The sequence below is a fragment of the Pseudomonas lactucae genome, assembly GCF_016937615.1.
Classification (GTDB): Bacteria; Pseudomonadota; Gammaproteobacteria; order Pseudomonadales; family Pseudomonadaceae; genus Aquipseudomonas; species Aquipseudomonas lactucae.
In genome coordinates, this window is sequence record NZ_JAFHKI010000024.1 from 71,940 (window position 1) to 97,280 (window position 25,341).

The 25,341-nt window shown below is 55.2% G+C and carries 18 protein-coding genes and 2 pseudogenes; 8 read left to right on the forward strand and 12 right to left on the reverse strand.

The window, feature by feature from the left end; translation table 11 throughout:
* Positions 1-2: 2 nt before the first annotated feature.
* The 3 genes from JWR98_RS05375 to JWR98_RS05385 are packed head-to-tail and all read right to left on the reverse strand — an operon-like array spanning position 3 to position 2,594.
* Complete coding sequence (locus JWR98_RS05375; protein WP_205489462.1) at positions 3-659, reverse strand: glutathione S-transferase family protein; 657 nt, start codon at positions 657-659, stop codon at positions 3-5.
* Positions 656-2,143 carry an FAD/NAD(P)-binding protein gene (locus JWR98_RS05380; RefSeq protein ID WP_205489463.1) on the reverse strand — a complete coding sequence of 496 codons (1,488 nt, stop codon included), beginning with the start codon at positions 2,141-2,143 and terminating at the stop codon, positions 656-658. Before JWR98_RS05380 ends, JWR98_RS05375 begins: the two co-directional genes overlap by 4 nt.
* Before the next feature lie 16 nt (positions 2,144-2,159).
* Positions 2,160-2,594 (reverse strand): nuclear transport factor 2 family protein, encoded by a 435-nt coding sequence (locus tag JWR98_RS05385; protein ID WP_205489464.1) that lies wholly within the window; start codon positions 2,592-2,594, stop codon positions 2,160-2,162.
* A gap of 175 nt (positions 2,595-2,769) precedes the next feature.
* Here JWR98_RS05385 and JWR98_RS05390 point away from each other — a divergent pair.
* Both JWR98_RS05390 and JWR98_RS05395 read left to right on the forward strand, forming a co-directional pair.
* Positions 2,770-3,012 (forward strand): annotated as a pseudogene (locus JWR98_RS05390) (MFS transporter); the annotation flags it as partial.
* A gap of 464 nt (positions 3,013-3,476) precedes the next feature.
* Positions 3,477-3,836 (forward strand): annotated as a pseudogene (locus tag JWR98_RS05395) (L-serine ammonia-lyase, iron-sulfur-dependent, subunit alpha); the annotation flags it as partial.
* Positions 3,837-4,354: 518 nt separating this feature from the next.
* Here JWR98_RS05395 and JWR98_RS05400 read toward each other — a convergent pair.
* Complete coding sequence (locus JWR98_RS05400; protein WP_205489465.1) at positions 4,355-5,974, reverse strand: GMC family oxidoreductase; 1,620 nt, start codon at positions 5,972-5,974, stop codon at positions 4,355-4,357.
* 638 nt (positions 5,975-6,612) lie between these two features.
* On the opposite strand from JWR98_RS05400, the gene JWR98_RS05405 reads away from it, so the two are divergent.
* Together JWR98_RS05405 and JWR98_RS05410 are read left to right on the forward strand one after the other, a co-directional pair.
* Complete coding sequence (locus tag JWR98_RS05405; RefSeq protein WP_205489466.1) at positions 6,613-7,368, forward strand: class II aldolase/adducin family protein; 756 nt, start codon at positions 6,613-6,615, stop codon at positions 7,366-7,368.
* A 609-nt stretch (positions 7,369-7,977) separates the two neighbouring features.
* Positions 7,978-9,345 (forward strand): NAD(P)/FAD-dependent oxidoreductase, encoded by a 1,368-nt coding sequence (locus tag JWR98_RS05410; protein ID WP_205489467.1) that lies wholly within the window; start codon positions 7,978-7,980, stop codon positions 9,343-9,345.
* A 76-nt stretch (positions 9,346-9,421) separates the two neighbouring features.
* Here JWR98_RS05410 and JWR98_RS05415 read toward each other — a convergent pair whose 3' ends face one another.
* From JWR98_RS05415 to JWR98_RS05450, 8 genes are all read right to left on the reverse strand, one after another.
* Complete coding sequence (locus JWR98_RS05415) at positions 9,422-10,825, reverse strand: MFS transporter (RefSeq protein ID WP_205489468.1); 1,404 nt, start codon at positions 10,823-10,825, stop codon at positions 9,422-9,424.
* Between the two features lie 193 nt (positions 10,826-11,018).
* On the reverse strand, positions 11,019-11,885 hold the full coding sequence (locus tag JWR98_RS05420; protein WP_205489469.1) for an alpha/beta fold hydrolase: 867 nt from the start codon (positions 11,883-11,885) through the stop codon (positions 11,019-11,021).
* Positions 11,886-11,977: 92 nt separating this feature from the next.
* Positions 11,978-12,958: a WD40/YVTN/BNR-like repeat-containing protein gene (locus JWR98_RS05425; protein WP_205489470.1), complete on the reverse strand. Its 981-nt coding sequence runs from the start codon at positions 12,956-12,958 to the stop codon at positions 11,978-11,980.
* A gap of 19 nt (positions 12,959-12,977) precedes the next feature.
* Positions 12,978-15,326, reverse strand: a complete 2,349-nt coding sequence (locus tag JWR98_RS05430; protein WP_205489482.1) for an efflux RND transporter permease subunit — start codon at positions 15,324-15,326, stop codon at positions 12,978-12,980.
* A 59-nt stretch (positions 15,327-15,385) separates the two neighbouring features.
* Positions 15,386-17,098, reverse strand: coding sequence for a DUF1302 domain-containing protein (locus JWR98_RS05435; RefSeq protein WP_225908583.1), 1,713 nt, complete (start codon positions 17,096-17,098; stop codon positions 15,386-15,388).
* A 27-nt stretch (positions 17,099-17,125) separates the two neighbouring features.
* Positions 17,126-18,526 (reverse strand): DUF1329 domain-containing protein, encoded by a 1,401-nt coding sequence (locus JWR98_RS05440; RefSeq protein WP_305429075.1) that lies wholly within the window; start codon positions 18,524-18,526, stop codon positions 17,126-17,128.
* Between the two features lie 748 nt (positions 18,527-19,274).
* The gene (locus JWR98_RS05445) at positions 19,275-20,450 is read right to left on the reverse strand and encodes a sensor histidine kinase (RefSeq protein WP_205489471.1); all 1,176 of its coding nucleotides are present in this window, start codon (positions 20,448-20,450) and stop codon (positions 19,275-19,277) included.
* A gap of 5 nt (positions 20,451-20,455) precedes the next feature.
* Positions 20,456-21,145, reverse strand: a complete 690-nt coding sequence (locus tag JWR98_RS05450) for a response regulator (protein ID WP_205489472.1) — start codon at positions 21,143-21,145, stop codon at positions 20,456-20,458.
* A gap of 97 nt (positions 21,146-21,242) precedes the next feature.
* Between JWR98_RS05450 and JWR98_RS05455 the strand changes: the two genes are divergently transcribed.
* The 4 genes from JWR98_RS05455 to JWR98_RS05470 all read left to right on the forward strand — a co-directional run.
* Positions 21,243-22,724 carry an efflux transporter outer membrane subunit gene (locus JWR98_RS05455; protein ID WP_205489473.1) on the forward strand — a complete coding sequence of 494 codons (1,482 nt, stop codon included), beginning with the start codon at positions 21,243-21,245 and terminating at the stop codon, positions 22,722-22,724.
* The gene (locus tag JWR98_RS05460) at positions 22,721-23,530 is read left to right on the forward strand and encodes a MipA/OmpV family protein (protein WP_003173773.1); all 810 of its coding nucleotides are present in this window, start codon (positions 22,721-22,723) and stop codon (positions 23,528-23,530) included. Before JWR98_RS05455 ends, JWR98_RS05460 begins: the two co-directional genes overlap by 4 nt.
* 16 nt (positions 23,531-23,546) lie before the next feature.
* Entirely contained in the window at positions 23,547-24,665 is a 1,119-nt protein-coding gene (locus JWR98_RS05465; protein WP_205489474.1) for an efflux RND transporter periplasmic adaptor subunit, read from the forward strand.
* The coding region (locus tag JWR98_RS05470; protein WP_205489475.1) for an efflux RND transporter permease subunit at positions 24,662-25,341 on the forward strand (680 nt) is incomplete at its 3' end. The genes JWR98_RS05465 and JWR98_RS05470, both read left to right, overlap by 4 nt.

The following is a 25,341-nucleotide window of genomic DNA, read 5'->3' on the forward strand; positions in this document are numbered from 1 at the left end:
AACTACTGCGCAGGCGAAAAAAACCTTTCGATTTCGTGGATGCGGCGCTCTTGATCCAGCCCCGTCGCCTGCCACGCCGCAATGTTGTTCACTCGCTCATACCACGCAGCAACGTTGGGGTACTCAAGAAAGGGAGCCTGGGTGCGGGGGATATGGCTCAACGGTGCGGCCAGATCGAAATCCGCCAGCGTAAGTGAATCACCCACCACGAATTGCCGAGTGCGCAGATGCTCATTCAAAACAGAGGTATAGCGATTGATTGCACGCAATGCTTCCCCAACCAGCGACTCATCCTCGACATGCCCTTTGAGACGTTCCATGAAACGTTGCTCAATCAATACCGTTGGCCCACGGCGGAAATGCTCGGCAGCCCAGAACATCCACTTTAGGGTTTCGTACTTCGCGTTGCCCGCAGGCAACAAGGGCGCCCCCACCTTCTCTGCCAAGTAAATCATGATCGCAGAGGCCTCGAACAACACCACATCGCCGTCGACGAATGTCGGGATCGTGCCGTTCGGATTGAGCGCCAGATACTGCGGCGTGCGGTTCTGTCCGCTGAACAGATCGAGGAAGACGAACTCCACTTCCAGGCCCAGGTAAGCGGCCGTCGCCAGCACGCGACGGGTATTGCTCGAACCTCTGTCGCCATACACCTTCATACTGTTGCCCCCAGTGCGCACTGATCCATTGGCCTTGTACTGTCTTGCAAGTCACTAATCATCTGCGCTGTCTCGCTGGCTTGGCGCACTGATTGGTAAACCGAGTTGACCATGGGTGCCGCGAGATAGGAGGCCACACCCAGCATCCAGACTCTTTCGGGATGGCTGGATCCTGGCAGGCTGACTTGCAGCTGCGCCGATACATAAGGCGGCGTGCACGGCAGCAACGGGTCCACCTGCAATTCAAGGCCATCGTGGGTGGCATGGAAGTGCTGTTTGTGAAAACCGGTGGCGCATACCACGGCATCCACCTCTTCAATACCATCATGGCTGTCGTAAACCTGCCAATTGCCCTGCCACTCAAGTTTCTGCGGCACTTGCGTGGCAAGTTGCAGGAGACCTTCATCAATGAATCGCAGCAAAGTGGTTGCCGTTTGCAACGGTACGGCAAATAGATAGCGGCCAACCGCCTCCCAGCAATTTTGCAGGGCGGCAACCCGTACCGTCGGCGGGGCATTGCGCAACTTCATATCGGCAATATCCATGCAATGCACCAAAAGGTTTTGCCAGTCTGTCGCGCCACCGCTGGCCAAGGCCACTTCGCCACGCAATCGCTGCGTCGGATCAGTGGCACGATCAACCTGCTCGCGTAGCGAGCGGCCACTGATAGCTTTGGCAGAGCGCGCCACAATGCGCAGTAAATGCCAATACAACCGAGGACTCTCAAGGTTTAGCTGCGCAAAACGCACTTCATCCAAGGCCACTTTACAGACCCGCGGTGTGCCCGTTCGCACCCCGGGCAAGCGTCCGGATGGCGAGGCCATCAATACTTGGTGGCCGGCTCCGCACAGTAGCAACGCGCTGTCGATCGCCGAAAGCCGGCTGCCCAGGACCAATACCCGGGAGGGACGCTGGAAGTAATCAAGCAAGCGTTTTGCGGGGTAAGGCGTGGAAAAAACACCTGGCGCACCGGCGTGTGCACTGACCAGGGGCGGCACGAAGGCAGTGCCATTTCCCGTGCAAATCAGCACGTCCGACGCCTCGATAGCGTCTCCTTCGTCCAACTGCAATTGATAGTTACCCTGGGCAATCACCGTGATACGACGCACCGCAGAACAAATGACCCTGTGCTCGATGCCCCTGACCTGGGCGAGATCGCGATACTGGGCATACCGTTCCCTGAGGTAATCCGAGACCCAGGAGCGCGGAACAAAAGCATCTTCGTCGACAGTGATCCCCTTCTCCTGGAGATAATGCAGGAAATCATTCATGTCCTCGTCAAGAACCGACATCGTCTGCACCGAGGTGTTGCACAAGAAAAGGTCATGGGACGTGTTGAAGGCCATCGAGTTGGCAATGCCGTCGGGGTCGATGATCTCGATGCTGCTGACCGTCCCTGACCGTACAAGCTTGATAAAAGCGGCTACTCCGGTCACTGCCCCACCAATAATGGCTACCTTCTTGCCGCTCGAATTTTGACGCATAGCTGCCCCCTGCATCCTAGAGTGCCTGCGCCTTAGCCAGAGCCGGCAATAGCAACCGTATGCCATACCAACCCCAGTACACACGGTGGCAGGTGATCAATCCATTATCGATTTCCATCATTTCCATGAGGTCGATCTGTTCGCCCTTAGGGGTCTTGCGCGGGTATTCCCAGGTCAGTTGCCTGCCGTTGATGAACGCTTTATCACTGCGATACCACTCGGCGAGATCACTGGGGAATCGACGCACACTGTCCTCCATGAACCTTTGTATAGTGGCGCGCCCTATTAATATGCCGCTGCCATGGTCGGGATAGACCGCCAGCACCAGTGGTGTTTCGAATACCGCGTCCTCGCCGTACAGGGCCGCCGTCGCAGTGAGGTCGCGAACTCGGACCGTTGCGTGCCACGTTTCATAGATATGGATTAATCCGGGATCGATGGACAAGGTCATGGTCTCTCCTGAGATGACGGGCAGCGCTGTAAGGTGGCAAGACTATAATTGCCTGCGGCGGCTATATGTTTCGACCTGGCCCGAAGTGTCACGTCCGAAACGCTGCCTGATTGCGCCCTATGCATCAGACCGTTGTCATTCAGAAGCTTTTCAGAAAGCAGCAGTTTGACTTAACGAAACAGTCACGCACGTCAGTGTTTCCATACTGTCGCTGATGTTGCTCGTCCTGGCTCTGGCGGGCCTTGCGGGAACCTTCCTGATTGAAGCGCTCTTGAAAAATAGCCTGCATCGAACCGTCGTCGTTTTCCCAATCTTGATGGCGGTGATTGCACTGGCGCTTGTTCCATTCGGTAGCTCGGCGGTCACCACGACTGTCTTGCTGGGCTTCTGGGGACTGATTGCGACTGCTGAGGGAGTGATACGCTCAGTGAATGACCCGGAGCACCGTGCCTGATTTTTCCCCCGCTAAGCTTTCGCTAATCTCCCCAGATAGCTCGAGGGAATTTTTATGAACAACTTGTTGCGTGGACAGCTAAAAGAAATACGAATGGCTCGTGGCATCAGAACCCACCTAAATCTCTCAGCCGAATAGACATCATTCGGCCAAGAGCCGATACCCGAGAGTGACGACAAATCAAGTTAGAGCTCAATGATGAGCCTTGTGATGCGTACTAGCCCAGCTCGTATCAAGGAATCGACGAGCGCCCATCAGGATGTCCTCGTGCTGGACACAGTGTGGGCACCGATGCCGAATTGACCCAGTTGCCGAGATATCACTGACCCAGTCTGTTCCTCTCGAACCATTGCCTATGCGGAATTTGTGCAGATTTAGAGGTGGGTCAGTCTAGCTTCAGCTCGTGGGTCAATTCAGCGCCGGCGTCCACAGTCGGATGTCAGGGAGAGGTCGGTTCGGCTTGCGCGATGGCTGCGGCTGGTCTTGCAGAGATACTGGGGGCTACGCCTGAACAGGTCGAAAATGCAGCAGAGATCGGACTTGAGCATAACCTCGGGCTGACCTGTGATCCTGTTGGGGGGCTCGTACAAGTACCATGCATCGAGCGAAATGCGATTGCTGCGGTAAAAGCGATCAACGCCGCGCAAATGGCGATTCGTGGAGATGGGGATCACTTTATATCCTTGGATCATGTAATTCGAACCATGCGCGATACGGGCGCTGATATGCACGACAAGTACAAAGAAACGTCACGTGGCGGCCTGGCGGTAAATCTGATCGAGTGCTGATCATAGCCAAAACTAAAGTCTTAGTTGGCGCCTACTTCTGCGACGGCGCCATTGAAATCGCATTAAGCTAATGCGACACCACGGATGCCTGTAGGCACCGTCAATGCCCAGCAATTAAGGCGAGATCGATATCCGATCAAAGCTGCTTTTGCTCGCGACTGGCCGAAATAGCAACTCACTGGGTACTCTTGTATATCGATCATCGCCGTATTACTTCTTCGCGGACAGCGGGCTGCCATAATTATGAGGTTGAGCCAATTGCGCAACGGAATGAGCATGATTAACATACTTATCTTAAGCGTCTGACCACGCACATGCCGACATAGCGAACGAGTGAGAACGGTCGTTGGTGCCACACAGGCGACAAACCGGATTAATCACACGAGGCGAGACATCGGGACGCTTTCAGAGCTTGATACTACCGACTGATAAGAATCCAACGAGTAGTATCAAGCAGTCGAAAGTCAACTAATGGAGCCCTTATAGAAGAAACAAGAGCATCAAGTGAAAAGCCTGTTTTATTCTTTTCCGCGCGTCCACATTGCCGCCACTTTAGCCGCAATCATCATGATCGGTACGTTAGGATTACCAGAGATCAGTGTCGGCATAACCGAAGCATCCACCACACTTAGTCCTTCCAGCCCTCGCACGCTTAGGTCCGGATTGACTACTGCTCGCTCATCATTGCCCATCCGGCAGGTCCCTGCGGGATGGTATTGCTGAAATGCTTGTTCGCGAATGAATGCATCAATCTCGGCATCATCATTGAGCGCACGATCCGGCAAAAGCCGTTGTCCGCGATACAGTTTCATTTCGTCCGTACTCAATAGCGCACAGGCCCGCTTGAAACCTTCACGCATCACTTGGATATCCGCTGGCGCTGACAGCGAATTGTAAAATATGCGCGGACGATCATTCGGGTCCAGCGACCTCAGCGTAATCTCCCCCCTGCTCTCGGAAGCCATTAGTTGCACCTTGACTTGCAGGCAGTCTTGATAAGGCTTCTTCCACCCTGGAAACCAAGCATCCGCTTCCGGCGGAGGAATTTGGATGTAAAGTTGCAAATCAGGCTTTTTTAAAGAGGCTCGGGACTTGATAAAGCCAAGGATCACCCCGGGCAACGAGGACGACGGACCACTGCGGAACACCAACGCACGGAAAATATTGACCAGCGCTCGATCAAGCCTCAACGAACGGTGCAACGTACCGGTTTTTTTCCGCGCCCACATGACTGAGAATGCCAGATGGTCTTGCAGATTTTTCCCGACCGGGAGATCTATGAGGGGTTGGATGCCCATCGAGCTGAGATGTTCTGCTGGCCCAATGCCCGAAAGCATCAGCAGTTGAGGTGTGTTAATTGCACCCAAGCTTAACACTGTATGTGCGGCGTGCACGGTACAACGCTGTCCTTGCGTGAGGTATTCCACGCCGATGGCACGCTTACCGTCGAATAATAATCGGCTCGCCATCGCGTCTGTTCGCACAGTTAAATTGGGACGCGAGAGTACAGGATGTAGAAAAGCTTTGGCTGCCGAGGACCGTTGACCATTCTTGATGGTGTATTGCAAAACGCCTATGCCTTCGGGTTTCTCACCGTTGTGATCATTCGTGATCGGATAACCAAGTGCTCGGCAGGAGCCAAACCACGCGTCATAAACAGGGTCATCCAATTTGCCGGCGATGGCACCCAGCTCACCGGCCTCACCCCGCCATTCATCGCCTCCGCCTGCCCAAGTTTCGCACTCTTTGAAAAAGGGTAGCACCTCCTTGTAGCTCCAACCTGTCGCCCCATCCGCAGCCCAATTATCATAATCGGAAGGGTGACAACGGGTGTGCGCCATATAATTGATGGAGGATCCACCACCAATAACCTTGCCATGGGGAACGTAATTTCGACGCCCATTGAGGCCAGCGTCCGGCTCCGACATATCGTTCCAACGATATGCTTGCTTGGCCGTCATCGGTTGAATTCCCACAGGTAAGGCAATCATAGGATCCTTATCCCATCCGCCAGCCTCCAAAAGAAGAACGCGCGTAGCAGGGTCACGGGTGAGCCGATTGGCCAACACACAACCCGCCGATCCAGCGCCGACGATGACGTAATCAAATTTTTCCAGCCCCTGCTTGTCCTGACTCACCGGCACACCCTCGGATCATTGTGTTGGCTATTTTTATGGGTGATGAATGACGCTCATCTACTTGAGAATTTGAGCGTTAGGCGATTTTCACGATCATAGACATCGCCCATAAGTAGATTTTAGTCAGATATAAGGCGTTAAACAATCCCTATGGAAACGAATCGATAACGCAATTCGGCAAAAAAACAGGAAAAATGTCGAATTTGGCCCTATAAGTCCTCAGCTCGTGCAATACCGTCACGCTTGCCCAATCAACCATATTCTGATAAAACCTGACTAAAATCCATTTTGTGCGCAGATATCTAGGAGATAGCAACGGTGCAAAGAATCGTATCGGTGGGGGTCATCCCATACGAAGTAGATTGCGCCAACAGGACGGTGGCGCACTGGAACAACCTGGGCGCAGGCGATTTCTTCCAAGGTTACGGTAACTCACTAAACCGGCGAAAACCTGGCCACGCCCTCTCAGCCCCACTGGCAAGAACGGCGCTTTGCCGTTACGGCAACGTGCGCACAACCTACGGCGCTACATTGCTAGCGAACAACGTAGATAACCCCGAATTGGCACGACTTTCTAACCGGGGTAATGACGATTCCGCAGGGTTTTCTTCGCTTCTATTATCCCGGGGACACTAAAAATGCAGACTCAATCAATCAAAGACAGCGTAAGCCCCGAAGAGTGGGAGCTGCGCTGCGATCTTGCGGCTTGTTACCGACTCGTGGCGCTCTATGGTTGGACAGATTTGGTGTTCACCCACATAAGCGCCCGCCTCCCAGGGACCGCTCACGAGTTTCTGATAAACCCCTACGGACTAATGTTCGAGGAAATCACCGCATCCTCACTGATACGCATAGACCAGGAGGGCAACAAGATAGGGCACTCGCCGTTTGAAGTGAATCGAGCAGGTTTTGTGATCCATAGTGCCGTTCACGCTGCGAGGGAGGACGCTCAATGCGTCTTACACACCCACACCCGCGCGGGGATCGCCGTCAGCGCACAGGAATGCGGTTTACTCCCAATCTCACAACAGTCAACTTTCGTCCTTGGTTCACTGGGTTATCACGTATATGAAGGGGTCGCGCTACACGATGAAGAGAAACCAAGACTACAAGCCGACCTGGGCAACAATAAATTCCTGATACTTCGCAATCATGGTTTGCTCGCTGTGGGCGCCAGCATAGCGGATGCGTTCATGCACATGTATGTACTGGAAACCGCTTGCCAGATTCAATTGTCGGCACAGTCTGGCGGTCCGCTAATCATGATCCCGGAAGCGATTAAACTCACCGCCATGGCCGCCGCCAAAACTCAAACATCGGGGTTGGGCGGAAAACTTGTTTGGCCTGCCCTTCTACGAAAGCTCAACGCGGCCAACCCTGGTTACGATACCTGACACAACGAGAGAGGCAATCGGCCAGCGACGCTTGATGGGGGCAAGCCCATCAAGCACCGGCCACTCTGGATAAAGCTGAGTATTATTCGCCATGCTTATAGCTACACACCTTCGACTTCTGGCAAAACCAGACACACACTTGTGTATGTCGATCTGAAGCTTTGGCTGTTAGTCGCCCATGACTAAAGGTGCACCTGGATCACCTACTAGAAGTCGCTCACACAAAAACTGCCTGTGCACACGTATAGACCTGCGCAGCCCGGATAACTGTATAGAAGCTGACGGACTAAAGGGACCTTTAGGTGCTAGAACCTGGTGGCAAACGTCATGCTCCCTCTCAGGGATATTGCAGGTACACCACTACAATGTTTTTAATCAATAATATATCGCTACTGAAACATCACCGCCCATTCAGGCCTAATGCATTCTGGAAGCTAAACGAATTGAACGGGCTCAGTAGTCGCGACAATTACAAAATATAATGGGAGCGCACTTCCATGTGATCTCAACGACCACACGGAAAAATGCCCCACTCCGTCAACCGCCTCCAACCAACAATGGAAGCATCAGCATAACAACTATTGAAGAATAACTCAGGATGCTAGAATCATGTATGACAATCTATCTTATTGGTTTAGCTCAACCGAACCCTACGTACCTAATGAGGCCTTGAGCACGAGTGTAACGGTCGATATTTGTATAATAGGCGGCGGAGTAACGGGGCTGTCCACTGCTTATCACCTGCGTAAAACTGATCCACACGTCTCGGTAGCATTATTGGAAGGACAAATCATCGGCTACGGTGCCAGCGGCCGGAACGCCGGCCAATTGATTGTAGCCGCTGGAGATAATAATTTCCGGGCACAATTGAAACGCTATGGCGCGGATAAGCTCCGCGAGCTCCACACCTATGTGCATGAGGGTATCGATGTCATCCAAACAATGGCCCACGAGCATAATATTGATTGCGACCTAAGTCTAACCGGCTATTTATTAATGGGGCTCAAGTCCGAGGGCAATGGAAAACTGAACAGTTACATGAAGTTCAGCCAGAGTATTTTCCAAGACCAATTCCTTGAATCGATTCCTGAGTGTGATATTGCTAATGAGTTTGCCAGTGCACACTTTGGATCAGCGATATTTGACCGGCGTGGAGGGCAATTTAATCCGCTAAAATTTATTCGAGGTTTAAAACAGGTCGTCATGACACAGGGCACGAATATTTTCGAACAGAGCCCGGTAGCAAGTATTGAGCGCAACGCCTCGCACATCACCTTGCGTACGGGCCGCGGCGTCGTACGCTGCAATAAACTGGTGATTGCGACCAACGCCTACTCGCACCTTTTGCATGGACTTAAAGATGTTGCATTTGAACGTAACCAAACGCCCATCATGGTATATGCAAACGTGACGGCACCGCTATCTGCAAGTCAGTGGCAGCAATTGGGATGGGCTAGGCGATGTGGCGTTAATGTATTGTCGGATCTGTTTTATTCGTTCGCTCCCACTGCGGATGGGCGTCTTCTATACGTAGGTGGTTACTACACTCATGCGCCCTCCGGCAATGAAATGTCACCGGAGCTCAGTAACGGCTTTATGAACTGCGGACCGAAACAGCTGGCTACATTTTTCCCTAAACTTGCTGGCGTACCCAATGCACAAAGCTGGGGAGGACCTATCTCGGTTACTAGGGATTACATCCCTCACGTAGGCGTACTTTCTGACCCGCGGATATCTTACGCCAACGGCTGCTGGGGGCACGGAATGCCTTTAGGCGCCCGCAATGGACAGACACTATCAGACTTGGCATTGGATCTACAAAGCACGGATACGCGGACCTGGTTCGTCCAACGCGACAAATCCGATTGGCCTCCACGCGCGATAACACCATTAATAGTGCAAAGCGTATCTTCGGTTATGCGGTACGGCGTACGAAAAAAAGCTTCCAAGCTGGGTATGCGGTTCGATCCCGAATAACTCTAGCGATCATAAATGCTACGCACTTAATAGTATTGTGGCCCACCCGGATAAGGTGGGCGCACATGCATCAAACTCAAGGCCGGGAAGCTGAACAACCTGCGATATCGGAGATAAATTTTTCTACCCCAGGCTCACTCTCCACAGCGCTCGCTGCAACTCGCTGGTCAAATCTCCGGTAAAACGACAACATAATCAGCGACAGCGCATTCAAGCCCGCAGGAATCACCGAAGCGGCCAATGTAATGGCCATCACTGCCGAGCCCGGTTGTTGAGTGATACCTTCCTGGGTCTCGATCAACCCTCCGGACGCTAGTAACCCCCCAGTGACCAGCGCGCCCAGGGTTAAACCCAGACGCTCCATAGCGATGAATACACCACTCAAAAGTGCTTCCGGGGGTTGCTTGTCAGCCCTAATATCGCCCTGCCTAATACAGTCGGTCAGCATCGAGTAGGAAAAGACCTGATTGCCGCCCTCGCTCATCCCCGCAAGTACCACCACAGTTAATACGATAGCCACCGGTGTCGAAGCATCGAGGAAGAGATACCCGCATCCGGCAATGGTGGACATGAAGAGTGCAATAGAGAACGCGCCATATTTGCTCATCCGCTTGCCCAAATAAAGAAACAACGGTATGGCAAGAACCGACGAACCAAACGAAAGAAAGAACACCAGCGAAAGAAACTCTACGCCCTGATTCAACACATACGTCACATAGTAAGCTAGGGCAGCCGTCACTACGCCCGCACCAAGCATGTGAAGCAGCCAGACAGCGCACAATATCAGAAACGGACGGTTATGAGTCAGCGCCAACCATAGTTGAGAGGTGCTAATTTTCTCCGTCGCGACCTTGCGAACAGGCTCTTTCGACGCAAAGAAGGTGGTCAAAATACTCAGGGACATGATAGCTCCCATGACGGCTCCCATAGCCAAATAACCTGCTTTCCCGCCACCGCACTGCTCTACAACCAAAGGGGCCCCAGCGCCAGCCAATAGGCAACCCAGCATCGAATACATGCTTCTATAAGAGGTCAGCGCAGTGCCCTCTTGGTAGGTCGCGGCGATCTCGGAATTTAGAGCGCAATAAGGCACTAGAAAGGAAGCAAAGCAAAACGAACACAGACTGAACATTAGAGCCACGAAAATAGCCGATACCAGAGACGAGCTCGCGGGGGCAGCCCAGATCAGAAAGAACGTGGGCAATAGGGCCAAGCCAGCAAACAAGATATATGGGCGTCGGCGTCCCAGACGCGTAAAAGTGCGATCTGACAGGCCTCCGACCAACGGGCTAGCGAGGAGGTCAACCAATTTGGGCAGGACCGTAGCGGCGGTAGCAATGCCCACGGAAATGCCCAGGATATTGGTCATGTAAAACATTAGAAGAATGCCTGGCGCGACGGCATAGATGCCGCTGGATAAATCACCGAGGGTGTACAAAGCATAATTGACGGGACGTGACGGCTTAGCTTTTTGTTTCATCTTATTAACGCTCCGCAGAAATAACCACTGAACGACGCGGCTCGACGGAAGTATCGCCCAAATACAAATCTAGACGCTGCGCCATCGAATTTATCGATTACGTGCCCCGCAATCGATGAACACCGCGTCGTCCTGACGAATGTAGCGTTCCTGACAAGTCGCTGCCGTTTGGCCGGTCAGCATCGGTAACCAGTTAACGCGATGAAGCGAGCTCCAATAACGTCTTAATAGCTGCCAGGGCCTCCGGTTCATCCATTAGAGGTGGATGACCACGTCCTTTGACGGTCGTCAATGTGGCGTTGGGATGCTCAACCAGCATCCGCTCAGCACAGTCGGCGGTAAAGTACTCGGACAGTTCTCCTCTCAGTATTGCTGTCGGCACGTCGCGCGTAGCCCGGTATTGCGGCCAGTTGTCCGGGCGTTCGGCCTTGAGACGCGGGACATCGGCGAGAGAAAGCGGATCCACGTCGCGTGCGAATTTGCCGGGTTCGATTTCACGGTAAGCACGCAGAGTCAAATCCTCCCATCGTGCGTGTGTAAGTCCTGGGTAGCTGTCGCCAAAGTGCATCTTCATACGGCTGACCGCTTCGTCGAACGGATAGGCGTGGGTGTCGAAATTGCCGGACATCTTGTTGCTGGCGCTTTGGTTGATTTCCGTACCCTGGTCGTTCAATACGATGCCCCTGATACGCTCCGGGTTTTCAGTTGCCATGTCCATAGCCAGTAGCGCACCCAATGCGATGCCGAGCACCACGACCTTGTCTATTCCCAGGTGATCAAGAAGATCCCAGACATCTTGCTTTATTAGGTCGTAGTGATAGTCGGCCGCCGAGGTGAACGTCGCAGACAGCCCACGACCACGCAAATCTGGCGCGATCAACCGAATTCCCAAGCCTGAAAAAGTACGGCCCAACTCCGAGAAGTCCCTAGAGGAGCGCAAGAAACCGTGTAAGCACAGAAGCGGTACCGTGGCTCCCCCTTCAACGGGCCCGAAGTCACGATAAAACAATTGTGCTCCGGTAGACGACAAGAAACGACCTTCCTCATAACGCTCAGACATGGTGTAACTCCGGTATTGTCAGTTTATAAAAAGTTGCTTAATTGCAAGAAAGTTGTAGGGTTTCACAAATCGCGACGCATTTAGGGCATGCGTTACTCAGACCCTGGTACAAGCCCATGTCTTGAAAACAAGGCCCATTTATCTCCAGGCGTCGGCAGAGCGACAGTCAGTGAATCTCCAACATCATTTGGAACCGCGAAGAAGGTTTTCCCACCGTCGCGGCTGCGTCTTTGCAGGCCGTCCAGGCCCACCAGAAGCACATCAGCGCCATCACTGGCAATCGAAGTTATTGAGCGAGTGGTATCGAGATTTATTCGCGTCCAAGTCTGTCCGGCGTCCTCGCTGCGGAGCAGCGTCCCACGCTGCCCCCCTACTAGCAGCGTCTGGCTGTCGAGTGAAAGTCCACACCACAGCGAACCCGCGTATCCCGTGTTCAAGTAACGCCATGAATTCCCCTTGTCAGCTGAATACAACACCCGCCCCTGTTCAGCAGTGGCATAAACACTGCCGCTGTTATCCGCGAACAGACTAGTCAGGTTAAGGTCTGCAAGGTCTTTCAATTCAGAATTGGCCTCTTGTTCAACCCAAGTCTTTCCAGCGTCTTGAGTCACCAGTACAAGCGACCACAACCCAACTGCGACACCGTGCTGCGCATCGAAGAAATGCACAGAAAAAAGAGGCCGGTCCTCCTCCGTGATTAGCCGCTGGACTTGCCAGCGCCGCCCACCATCAGTGGTGGCCAGAACAGCTCCCCAGTGGCCGACCGCCCAACCATGCTCGGCGTCGACAAAACTCACTCCGGTCAAAGTGGAACTCACCGGAACATCATCAGCCTGACGAAAAGAGCGAGCCTGATCATCAGAGAGTAATACGACGCCATCCGCGCCCACGGCGACGACACGCGACCCCGCCCATGCAGCGGCCAGGATGGGTGAGCGCAGTGCCTGGACTGAATGCGCGGCGGGCGACGGTTGAAGCGGCCCCACAGATTCATCCGCGACCGCGCATGCAACCTGTAGCCCAATCCCCACAGCCGTGAGCCCGCATAGCGAATACCTCAATAATGCTTTCATGAATGCTGCTACTCCGGATTCAATGCGAGAGAAGACCAGGTGCACGGACGGGACGTTTCCGTGGAAACCATCGTTCCAGCCACACCGCAAACGCAGGAAGTACAGTCATGGCCATAATCATATTCACGAGAAACATGAAGGCGAGCAGTTTCCCCATATCGGCTTGAAACTTGAGTTCTGAAAACGACCAAGTCGCCACGCCGATCGCCAGGGTGATCGCAGTAAAGATCGTGGCCGTTCCTACTTCCAGAATTGAATACTCCAAGGCTTTGACAATAGGAATACCGTTAGCCATATGAAGCTGCAGTCGGTTGTAAATGTAGAAGGCGTAGTCCACACCTATGCCTACTGCGAGCACCATGACCGGAAGCGTCGCCACCGTGAGTCCGATCTGCAGCTCTTTCATAAACCAATAACCAACAAAGGTTCCGATGGTTAAGGGCAAGCAACACGCCAGCACTGCGCGCAAGTCTCGATAGGTCAAAAACACCAGCAGAATTATCGTCGTGTAGACATAGAGCATCATCGGAAATTCGCTATGCTCAATCTCCTCATTCACCGCAGCCAACACACCGGCATTTCCCGAAGCTAAGCGAATAGTCACGCCCGGTAACTTCTCGTTCGTACGAAAAGCTTTTACCGCTTCAATCACGCGATTGATCGTGGTTGCCTTGTGATCAGCCAGATAGATATGCACGGCCGTCATGCTGCAATCTTTGCGCATGATGCCTGGTAGTCTGCCGATCTCAACACCCAAAGCGGCGTAGTTGGCCGGGTCAATCGGGACTACGGACATCTTCGGGTTTCCCTCGTTGTAGCCTTCGTTGTACTGACGTAGAAGAGATGCGAACGAGAGAATCGACATAACCCCTTCAACCGGCTGAATGGCGGAGTCGAAGCGATCCTGATAAACCCCTATCTGCGGCTTTTCACAGGATCCGGGCGGAGCTTCAAACACCACAGTCAACCAGTCGAGCCCAAGATCATATTTGGAAGCAATCGACACCGCGTCTTTATTGAACCTGGCGTCCGGGCGCAGCTCGGGAGCCCCTGCCTGAAGCGTTCCCACCACGCGATCCCGACTCTGCCAAATGGCAGTGATCGAGATGATCATAGCCACAGCGAGTACTACCGCAGCGTTACGCGGCTCAGCGACCCGCGCTAAAGAACTTAGCCAACGCGCTCGATGTGCGGCCTTCAGCTCCACGCTCTCAGCATAGCCTTGCCCCACTCGTAGCAAGGATGCCGCCAGAGGGAGCATGATCAAGTTAGTGACTATTTTAAACGCCACCCCCAGAGCAGCTGTGATGGCTAGCTCCCTGACCATGGGAATTGGCATAAGGATGAGCGTTACAAACGAAACAAATGCGGTCACTAATGCCAACGATCCCGGAATGAACAAACCGCTGAAACTGGATCGCGCGGCGGCCTCCATACTTTTGCCGCGAGCCAATTCACGCACGATAAAATTCAACTGCTGCACACCGTGCGAAACCCCGATGGCAAACACGAGAAAAGGCACCAGCACACCCAACGGATCCAGACCGAAACCCAACAAATGCAACGCGCCGAATTGCCAGACCAGCGATACCAGCGAGCAGACCAATGGCAACAGCGTGAGCTTGAGTGACCTGCAGTACCAGTACACCGCCAGGCCAGTCAGGATCAACGCAATCACACAGAAATGCAGAACGGAAGCAGCGCCCTCGGAAATATCTCCAATTTGCTTGGCGAATCCGATTATCTGAATTTCATAGTCATCGTCTTCGAACTTAGAGCGGATGTTCGTCTCAATCCCACGATCGAACGCCACATAGTCAATGTGCTGACCCTGGGCATTGATTTCATCCAAGTCGGCAGTGATCATCGCACTGGATTGATCCCTCGCAACCAGACTGCCAACAAAACCACCCTGCATGACCGACTGTGAGATTGCGCCTATGCTGTCAGTAGTCAAATTCTCCGGGGTTATGGTGCCGGGGATGATCGGCTCAGCCCTGAAACCGTCCTCTGTAATCTCTGTCACAAAGGTATTTGGCGTCCACAACGATTGCACAGAACCACTTGCGACATTGGGCAAGAACGTTAGGGCTTGGGTTACGTCGTACAACTTTCTCAAGCCCTGCGGTGTCCAAATCGTCCCATGTCTGGCCTTGACGACGACGGTCAGGCGATTGGCCCCTAAAAGATCACTGCGGTATTTTTTGAACGTCTCAACATACTCGTGCCCTAATGGAAGTTGCTTTTCAAAACCTGCATCCATCCTCAGCTGGACGGCGAAGTAGGCCATCACCACCGTGAACAGAATCAACAGCCCAAGCACTACGCGCCGATAACCGAACAAACCATTCTCTAGCAGCTTCAACATCCGAACCAACACGCCCGAGCGTGTCGATTCGATTTCAGACGGGACTTTCATGGGCGGCCTCAGAAGTTACGAGATACGTTCAGACCGACAAAGTCGCGGTCACGCAACGGATTCGTCAAAGCATCGGAAGGTCCGAAGAACGAGGTGTAATTCACCCCGACTTGCCAATTCGCCGGGTTTTGTACGAAGTTCACATACATATTGACCGAGGTCACACCAGCCATGAACTGCTCATTGATATTGGGCGTGTAACCGAACATTCCTCGGCGCACGTACATGCCGGGAATGACCTGCCATCCGCTGATTAGCGAGCCGTCATAGACCCAGTTGAAATCGACGTCGATCCCCCCTGAGTACTTCGTACCTTTGGCATCACCAGGACTATTGAGAGCTCCCGTCTGTATTAGATCATTTTTCTGATTGCCCCATACCAGACCACCTGACGCGATGGGCGAGCCGCCATAGTTGTCATGCAACCCCGGATAGTTAATGACCACTGTTTCCGTGGTTAATGTTGCAGAGTCCGCGCCGAGAAAACTCAGTACGCCGCCCGCGTTGGAAGGTTGCAATGCGAAAATTGACGTGAGGTGCCATTGAAACTTCTTCTCATCGACCCAGCATTGTCCTCCTTGGGCCACACAACCACTGGCGGGATTCAGCGGAACAGCATCCTTGGGACGATATGAAAGCTCTGTGCCGATGGCCCAATCACCCACGGGAAAGTTGGCACTGACACCGTACATATGGCGATCTTCCGGGAACCGGTAGACTGTTAATCCATTCGCATCAAGCGTGGTTTGCGGAAGCTTGTCATGGTAGGTGATTGCATATAATCCAAGATTCAGATCGGTGCCTGCAGGCTTATAGCGCAACGCGACTCCGTACTGACCTCCGTCTCGTGCATCCTTGGTTTCCACACCATAGGCACGACTCCCCTTACCCACAACCGACGTCGACCAATAACTGCCAGTTGGCGGCAGATAACTCTCGTTCCATTTGGTTTGGACATAGGCTTCAACGTTGAACCCACCACCAATACCCGTGGCGAAGCTCACGATAGGTGCTGGCAGCACGTACTCTTTAACCTGAGCCCCGGGTTGCGACGCGCGGTTAACGTCGATAGCGTTGATGGCGTTTATACCGCCAACTTCGTAGATGTTTTCACCCCAACTCACAACTTGATTACCCACCCTGACCCTGGCCTGCTGGTCGCCAATTTCAAATGTTTTACTCACCCACAAATCAAGCAATTGGGTCCTGAACCGCATATCATCACGGGCACTTGAAGCTAAACCATTATTGATGACCGGCGCAGTGGCATTAAACGCATCCTGTCCACTGAGGTTACCCGTCGTTTCAGTGGCGGAAAAATCACGCAACCAAGTACCGCGAGCCATAAATGCCAAACCCTGCTCCGGCATTTTAAGCAGCAACTCATGGCTGCCTTTGAGATAGGTAGTGAATGGATCACCCTTATCGTAATTAATATCACCCTGATCACTCAGGCCACTGACTTGACCAAGCTTTCCGCCGCCCGATTGCGCACCGGTCGACGAGTTATAAGTCGGTGAAACCAGGGCATTGCTGGCGGACTGGGTACGGATACCCGTGCCCGCCGATATCGTCGAATCGAAACTTCCCCTAACGGTGTCGCTGTCATTTGAGAATGTAAACGCGTTCGCGCTGTTGCTGGTAACGGTAAACATCGCTGCCAGTGCGACTCCCAGTGGCATACCGAGATCGCTATCGCGGCGTATCGAAAAATATTTCATTTTAATTTCCCCACCGTCTTACTCTTATTAACGTTCGCTCATTGCGCGAAGATTTTCAGGATTGTAAAAACTCATTTTCATATGTGGATTACCGGCGCCATCGACAATCCACTTGAGGTCTTTACCGCTGGCAAGTGGCGAGCCATCCATGACATAGCGACCACTGGACAAGTTATATTGAACGAACGCATAAGAGTCGCACGTGCCAGTTTCGTATACCGGGATCACTTCGCCTTCCCGAACTTTTGAAATATTGCCCTGTGCGTCATAGTCAACAGCGCCGACCAACGCCCAGCTATCCTCATCTATATAAAATAGCCGTTTAGGAGCGGAATGGCGCATGCCTTCCTTTACGGTGGCCTCTACCACCCAGACACGATGCAGCTCATAACGCCGTTGCGATGCGGCAATAAAATCAGGCTGCATCACATCTTCGTATTTCGCTTTGAAGTCATACATGCCCAGGGCATTGTAAGGAACAATTAATTCTTGTTTCCCTAGCAACTTCCAATCAAATCGATCCATCAATCCTGCGAAAACGTAGGACTCATCAATATTATATTGATTTTCATAGCCAAGTTGCGGCGCGTCATAAGAATAGGACGGCATACGACGTGTACGCCGTTGCCCCGGAAAGTAATAGTAGGCTTCCGCAGGTTTATCGGCAGCGCCGGTGAACGTTGCCGCCTGCCCCGCCAAAGCTGCGGGTTGCAAAAAGCTAAAATACGCCATGCCTTCCACGCGACTTACATCGGCAAACGTCGTTCCGTCTTTAACGCCCCACGGATAATAGTTATATTGATCGGCCGTTGCCCTAATCCAATCCGAACTTCCTTTGCGAGGAGATACAGACACGATCAAGCTATATTGCTCTAGACCAACGCCGCGATAACGCAGTTTTGAGTTCCACATAGCTTCTACGCCACTGCTAGGTTTCGGAAAAGGAAATCCAGGCAAGTGGGCATCAACGAGTGAATTATTTTTATCATCAACGCGTGAAAAACCAACATTTTTTTGGGTGTTTTGCGCAACGAAATCCGGCACTCCGCAGGTACGCCGTGAAGGATAGACAGGCATGCTATAACCCTTGACCCCCTTTAAAAGCGCCACCTGCCCGGGGTTCAATTGCGTCGCATATTTCTCCATATTACTGGCGTCAATGGAAAATAGTGGGACGTCAGTTTTATATTGAAAAAAGTCTTTTCTAGGCTGCCCATAGGTCCAGCCAGGCAACATAGGCTGTGGCGCGCGCCATTCCGGAATACCGCTTGCTGTACCTGCCTGCTCCGCACCCGACGGCGTCATCCCAGCGGCTTGTAGCGACGAGCAGAAGACCGCCATCAGAAGATTAACGGTGATCAATGAGGGGGTGATGGCTCGTTTAACGTGGGCGCTTTTAGAAGCGTGCTTATACGTTTTTGTTATCACGACAGGATCCTCTATACGGACTGGCTTGAGACCCTCAGCAACGAATCAATCGGCGCGAAGGCAAGGTAGAGATAGTGATACAACCTCCGAAACCCGACGTTAGTCAATTTTCTAGGTTGTCACAATGCCAGCAAGCAGCTTTCATGCCTAAATTCATCGGCTGTATAAGCAAACATTCGCCATCAGCACAAAACCAAGCCTCCGAGGTGCTGACTAATGACAGTTTTTTTAAGAAATACCGCCTCGCTGTACCTGCTCCGAAAGGAGAAGCACGGCACAACTCACCAAACTGGTGCGTTATTCAGTAGTCTTGCTCTATTGACCAGCAAAAATGCTGACGAGAAAAACTTGAGGCACAATCACTGAGAATAGCGCTGAAAAGAGCCGATGAAAGCCTGCTCTCCGGCAAGCCGAGATTTGGAGATGGGTAATACCGTTACGTGCGGTGTGTTACGCGTTACGCGTTAAGCGCTTGCATGCGCTCTGGGAGGTAACAACGTAAGCAGGCGATGCAAGCCCTATCCACGCTTACTCCGTGGTCATGTTCAAAGAGTTGGCGAAATTGCTTGCCGGCCGAAAAAGCGAAATCACCACGTCAATTCTGCAAGTCAAGATTGACAAAATTAAGCTCCGTGCCGGAGCGAAAATGGCACTTTTCAGCCTTCAGCGCACATTTATATTCAGCTTCACTCGAACCGCTTCAATTGCGGTGTCATCCAAATATAGTCACCACCATATAGCTGACGGACTACACCGGAAACTCTGCCCTGATCAACGTCCCGCCCTGGGCACGGTTGCTGGCAGTAATGGCCCCGCCATGGGCCTGGCAAATTGCTCGCGCGATGGACAGGCCCAATCCGCTGCCCCCCGAGTAGCGCGCCCTGGAGCGCTCCGCCCGCCAGAAACGGTCGAAAACACTGTCCAGATGCTGCGCGGCGATACCCGGCCCCCGGTCACCAATTTCAATCACCACCCGGTCTTCAATACGACGCGCCATGATGTTCAATTCGCCGCCCCCTGCTGCGTAGCGCAGCAGGTTATCGACGAGGATGCTCAATACCTGTCCCAACCGATCACGATCAGCATATATACAAAGCCCCTCCTCAATAATGACTTCTAACCGAATAGCGGCCTCCTCTAATTGAGGCTGAAACCAAGCAAGCCGTTCGTTTACAAGTGCTGCCAGCGAAAAGTCGGCACGCGCCAAAACTAACTGACCCGCTCCGGCCATCGACAAGAGATGCAAGTCATCCACTAGCTTTCTGAGTTGATCGAGTTGACGTTTGACCATGCCCAACTGCACTACGTCGCTTGGAAATACCTCATCAAGCATGCCCTGGACCCGTCCCATGGCAGCATTCAACGGCGTGCGCAGTTCGTGGGCGATGACCGTGCTGGACTCACGCACATCTCGCTCGTAACGCTCCAACTGCGTGGTCATGCTGTTGAAATCGCTGACCAGCCGCTGCAGCTCATCAGGCGCATGCCGGTGTAGAGGCAGCCGCGTAAAGAAATCACCGCCGGCCACGCGCCGCGCCCCTTGGGCTATCGCTGAGAACTGGCTGGACAAGGGGCGCGAGAACCATAGGCCGCAGATGATGATAATCGGGATGAAAGCCAACACCAGACAGGCCAGAATCAGCCAGTCTCGATTGGCGATATCCGGCTGAAAGAACTCCACCGGATAGTATTGGGCGACCAACTGACGCAAACGTACCTCGTCGAGTTGTGGCTGGGCACGCAGGTGCAGCAGCTCTGCGCGCGGCCCTTCAGGCAAGTGCTGCAAGAAATACCAGTCCGAGAGCCTGAAGTTGATCCACATGCACATGGCGATCACCACTACAGCACCGATTGCCAGCAGGCTCATGCGCAGGCCGACCCAGCGCCACAAAGGTTTATCGTCAACTCGTGCCTTCTCGAACATGGTGCTTACCTGAATCGATAGCCAATGGAGCGCACCGTCACCAGGACCCCGGCAATGCCATGAGTTTCCAGCTTGCGTCGCAGGTTGTGCACATGGGCATCGACGACCCGCGCCAGGGCTTCGCTTTCCGGCAGGCAGATCTCCAACAACTCATCACGAGTGAACGCCTTGGACGGTGTCTTGAGCAACGTGACCAGCAATTTGAATTCAGTGGGTGTGAGGTCCAACAGCTGCGGCGGCCCATCAAGACGCTCGATGGCTGCGGTGAAGGCTGTGAGGTCCACCCGCAGATTTTCATGGCGCAGCAGCTGCTCCACCGGCTGGCTGCCCGCAGTGCGTCGCAACACCGCGTGCACCCGCGCCACCACTTCACGCGGGCTGTAGGGCTTGACCACATAGTCGTCCGCGCCATAGCGCAAGGCGCCGAGTTTCTCCGGCTCGTCGCCCATGGCCGTGACCATGATCACCGATGTGTCACTGCTACGGCGCACCGCGGACAACACCTCGGTACCACTCAATCGGGGCAGCATCACGTCCAGCAGAATCAGGTCGGGCTGCCAACTTTTGTGCAGGTCAAGACCGCGCTGACCGTCTTCGGCCAGGGCCACCTCAAAGCCATCCCGGCGCAGATAGGCTTCAAGAATATTGGCACTGTCGGCGTCGTCTTCGACGATGAGGATACGTTTTCCTGACACAAAGAAGCCTCTTGATGAAACCTTGATAATTCACGAACGGTTTATTGAAAGTCTGCTGCCAGTATTGCCCTACGCCCGACTTTCGCGAACCGATCCTATGCCGACCACCGCACCGCTGTCCAAGCCTATCAAGCCGCCTGAACGCCCCTGCGCGATTTTGCTGCTGATCGGCATGCTTGGCGGCTGCTCGCTGGCGCCGGCTTATCAGGCCCCTGCATTGTCGGTGCCGGACAACCAGCGAAGCGCAGCTGTGAGTGCATTACCCTCGTCAAAAACGAATGCCATAGAGGCGCTGTCCGAGGAAGAAAAACAGCTGCTGGCGGGTCTGGATTCATCAGAACAATTGCCGCAACTGGTCGATCAAGCCCTGAGTTTCAATCGCGACCTGCGCCTGGCGGTGTTGCGTGTCGAGCAGGCCCGCGCCCAATACGGTATTTCCCGCGCCGATCGCTTGCCTACGGTGGCCCTGAGGCTTCAACGCGACCGCCAGCACTTGCACGACAAGGCCGCCGACGAACGTTATGGACAGGACATCGCGGTGGCGTCGGTGGGCGTATCAGACTTCGAGCTGGACTTCTTCGGTAGAGTCCGCAGCCTGTCCGAAGCGGCGCAACATGACTACCTGGCGACGCGCTACGGTGCGCTGGCCGCGCGCAAGGCGCTGATCGTCGAAGTGGCTCGGCTGTATTTGCAGGAGCGCCTGCAGGCGGGCGTGCAGGTCGACACCCAGTCCATTTTCGACAACCAAAACCAGCTTCTGAGCGTGTTCGCAGGCCAGCAAAGTCAGGGCCTGATCGCCCAGGACGCGGTCGACACCCAGCGCATGGCGGCTCGTCGTGCCGCCATGCAATTGCAGGATGCGAGCGCTGAGCATGAGCGCGCCTTGCAAGCGCTGGCGTGGGTCACCGGCTATCAGGCCGCCCCTGCGAGCGCGACCACTCAAAGCCCTGCCATCGACCTCGACCCTCCGCCATGGCTGGTCGAACTGCCGTCCCAACGACTGTTGCAGCGCTTCGATGTACGACAATGTGAAGAAGCCCTGCGCGCGGCGAATGCGAACATCGGCGCCGCGCGTGCAGCGTTCTTCCCCTCGATTACCTTGAGCACCGGCGCTGGCATCGCCAGCCCGCGCTTGAGCAACCTGTTTTCCTCCGGCAGCGGCGCCTGGCTGTTCACCCCGCAACTGAACCTGCCGCTGTTCGACGGTGGCCGCAACCAGGCCAACCTGGACCTGGCCACCGCGCGCCAACAGTCCGCCGTCGCCCAATACGAAAAGACCGTGCAGGACGCCTTCCGCGAAATCGCCGACCTGTTGAGCCAACGCCAACAGGCGCTGGCCAACGCCACCACGCAAATCGATCTGGCGGCGTTGACCGCACTGAAAGCCAAGCGTGTCGAGCAACAGATTGCCGCCGGTGCGGCGGCACGTACGGAACACCCAGCGGCTGCCATTCGCCTGACTGAATCGGCTATCGAATTACGCAAGGCCACCTACCAATTGTTGTTCAACCGCCTGGCGCTGTATCGCGCGCTGTCCGGCGCACCGCTATTTTCCTCCGCTGAAAGGGTTTCACCATGAACTTGACCACTCCCCCGACCCGTACCGTGCTGTGGGGCGCCGCCTTGATGGCCTGCACCCTCGCGACCTCGGCACAGGCGGCCGACGCCGGCGCGGCAGCCGACAAGACCACCGCCACCCTGGGCCTTGGCATGGGTGTCACGCCGCGCTACATGGGTGCCGACCGTTACCGCGCGCTCGTGCTGCCGATGTTCAGCATCCAGCACGGCGTGCTGTTCGCCGACACCACCCGTGGCGTGGGCCTGCAATTTCAATCCGACAGCGGCTTTGGCGCCAGCGCGGCGATCAACTATGACCTGGGCCGCAAGGAGAAGGACAGCACCAGCCGCCCGGGCGACCGCGAGTTGAACGGCATGGGCGATGTCAACGGCGCCACCGTCGCCGACTTCACCCTCAGCCAACAACTGCTTGACTGGCTGTCGGTCAGCGGCGAAGCCGAACTGCGCATGGCCGGCGAACACCGTGGCAACCGCTACCGCTTCGGCCTGGAAGGCATCCTGTTTCATACCGACAGCGACACCCTGGCCCTGGACCTCGATGCGCACGCCGGCGATGGTCGCTACAACCAGACGTTCTTCGGCGTCACCCAGGCGCAGAGCCAGCGATCGCTCTACGGAAGATACAACGCCGATGCCGGTATCTACGCCTACTCCGCCGCCTTGAACTGGCAGCACAGCCTGGACGCGCACTGGTCGACACTGGCCAGCCTGACCCTGACCCAGTACGCCGACCAGGCGCGTAACAGCCCGCTGATCCGACGTGAAAGCGCTGGCCTGGGCATGTTCGCCATCAACTACACCTTCTGATAACGAGGCGCCAGGCATGCAGGGTATTGCTCAGTTGTTCCGTCCTTGGGGCCGTCCCCTGCTGCTCGGCGTTGCCTGCCTGATGGTGGCGGCCTGTTCGCGCGAGGAACCGGTGCCGGAGCCGGCCGTAAGGTCGGTGAAAGTCACCACCGTGCACGCCGCAGAGGCCGACGTTGCGCCGTTGACCGGTGTGGTGCGCCAACGCCAACGCGCCGCCTTGGCCTTTGAAGGCGCGGGCCGATTGATCGCGTTGAACGTCGACGTCGGCGATAGCGTGAAACAAGGCCAGGTGCTGGCAAGCCTGGACACGGCAGCCGTGCGGTTGCGCCTGAAACAGGCGCAGGCGGCCCTGTTCGCCAGCGTGGCGCAAACCGGCGAGCGCAAGCGCAACAAGCTGCGCCAGCAACAGCTGTATGCCCAGGGCAGTGTCGCGGCCAGCGCCGTGGAGCAAGCCGAAGCCGCGTGGCAAGCCGCGGTTGCACAGCAGGCCGCCGATGAAGCGGCGCTGGACCTGGTACGCCGCGATCAACGCCTGGGCCAACTGATCGCGCCGTTTGACGGCCGCGTCGTGGCCAGACCCGCGCAGTTATACAGCGAGTTGTCGCCCGGCCAAGTGGTAATGGAACTGGAGGCCGGCGGCGCGTTGCAGGTCATCGTGCAAATCCCGGTGGAACAGGCTGGCGGCCTCAAGCCTGGCGACCACGCCATCGCCAACGACCCGGCGGCGCCCGGCTCCACCCTGCCGCTGATACTCGAAGGCGTGTCGACACGTGCACAGAACGGCCTGTTGCAAAGCGCGCGTTTCCGCCTGGACGCCCGTGACCTCGCGCTCCCCAGCGGCGTGAACCTCAACGTGCGATTGGCGGCGCCTGCCGCGCTCACGCTGTCGATTCCGACCCAGGCGCTGCGCATGGGTGGCGACGCCAGCCAGGTGCAGGTGTTCGTCTATGACCCGGCCCAGGGCAAGGTCGCCCTGCGTGGGATCAGGATCGGCCTGATCGACCAGGGCCGTGTCGCCATCGACAACGGCCTTAAGGACGGCGAGCAAGTGGTCGTCACTGGCGTGGCGTTCCTCACCGACGGCCAGCCCGTCAACCTGCTCTCGCCCTCCAGCCGTTTGAGCACGCCCGAATGATCAATCTGACCCGTCATGCTCTGGGCGCGAGCCGCCTGACCTTATTCACCGCCCTGCTGATCCTGCTCGCAGGCGTGGCGACGTTCCTGAGCTTCCCGACCCAGGAAGAACCCTCGGTGACGATCCGCGATGCGCTGGTAAGCATCCAATTCCCCGGCCTGCCCAGCGAACGCGCCGAAGAGTTGCTGGCCCGGCCCACCGAAGAAAAACTGCGTGAGCTGTCGCAGATCAAAAACATCGTGACCACCGTCCACCCCGGCAGCGTGATTATCCAGGTGACGGCCCGCGATGAGATCAAGGACCTGGGCGTGCTGTGGCAGCAGGTACGCAATAAAGTCGCCGAGGCCGGCGCCAGCTTTCCAGCGGGTACCCAAGGGCCGTTTGTCGACGATAATTTCGGACGCGTCGCCGTCGCGTCCATCGCTGTCACCGCGCCCGGCTACAGCATGAGCGAGATGCGCGGGCCGCTGAAGCGCCTGCGCGACCAGTTGGGCGGGTTGCCCGGCATCGGCCAGGTGACGCTGCACGGTGTGCAAGACCAGCAGTTGTCGATCGACTTCAGCCCGCAGCGCCTGGCTGGGCTGGGCTTGTCTCCCCAACAACTGTTCCAGCAATTGCAGCAACAGAACGTGTTGGCGCCCGGCGGCATCGCCGACATTGGCGGGCAGATCACCAC